This is a genomic window from Streptomyces sp. NPDC054847, assembly GCF_053610925.1.
The window spans coordinates 1-1,069 of sequence record NZ_JBSGZJ010000804.1; the positions used below are offsets into that span (position 1 = coordinate 1).

The following is a 1,069-nucleotide window of genomic DNA, read 5'->3' on the forward strand; positions in this document are numbered from 1 at the left end:
GCGCAGCGCGCGGGCCACGGCGTCGGCCAGGCGGGTGTCGCCGGCCCGGACGTCGGCGCCGCGCAGCCACAGGGTGGGCGCGGGCCGCGACCCCTGGGCGCGGCGTGCGGCGAGCGCGCGCAGTTCCGTCGTACGGCCCGTGCCGGGTGCGCCGGCCAGTCCGAGGACCAGAGCCGCGCCGTCGTTCGCGGTGAACGCCGCGAACTCCTCCGCGATGTCGGGCCGCGGGACGGGCTCCGGCCATGCATCCGGAGCGGCGGCCTGGGCGAGCGAGGTCGCGGTCAGCTCCAGTACCGCGGCCAGGTTGAGGTCCGGTCCGTACGCGGGCGCGGTGGCGGCGTTCCTGCGCAGGAGCTCGGCGTGCGGCTCGGAGCGTGCGGTGCCCAAGGGGTGCGCGAGTACGCCGGAGGTGGCCGTGCCCGGCGGCGGTGGGGCGGCGAGCACGCCGAGGACCGCCCCGGTCGCCGCGTCGAGCACAGGCCCGCCGGTGGCTCCGCCCACGAGGCGCAGGGCGTCGCTGCCGTCCGTGCCGATGGCGAGCTCCAGGACGCCGTGAGTGGTGGCGAGTACGCGCGCCTCACGCCAGCCGCCCGCCACGAGGCGCACGTACGTGCCCGGCTCCACGCGTTCGCGCGCCCCGATCGGCAGGGGCACGACGCCAAGGCCGCTCGTGTGCAGGAGGGCGAGGCCACTGCCGGGCAGCGGGGTGACGGAGTCGGCCTCGATCGCGGGTCCGCCGCCGTCCAGGGGCCGGACGACGGGCCGGGGAAGGCCATGGACCACGTCATGCCCGGTCACGACCGTGCCGAGGTCGTCGGCGACGAAGCCGGTGCCGTACGGCCGACCGGCCGGATCGCAGATCCGTACCAAAGTTGCCAGGTCAGCGCGTCCCATACGGACGACGTTAGGCAGACGATGATCAAGAAGAGAAGCGCGGATCTCGAACGCGCCCCCCAGTGCACCCCGGTTCACTCCGAGCGCCTGCTCGAAGGGGTGAATCCAGGGGCCTGGGTGGATAGACACTGTGCGGGGGAATCGAGGGGGGACCGTGGGGCGGACGGCGAAGCCG

General features: G+C 75.5%; 1 protein-coding gene. It reads right to left on the reverse strand.

Annotated features, from left to right (window positions below; all coding sequences use genetic code 11):
- A partial coding sequence (locus ACWGH4_RS35355; protein ID WP_453468027.1) for a S1 family peptidase occupies positions 1 to 894 on the reverse strand: 894 nt, incomplete at its 3' end.
- Between the last annotated feature and the right edge of the window lie 175 nt (positions 895 to 1,069).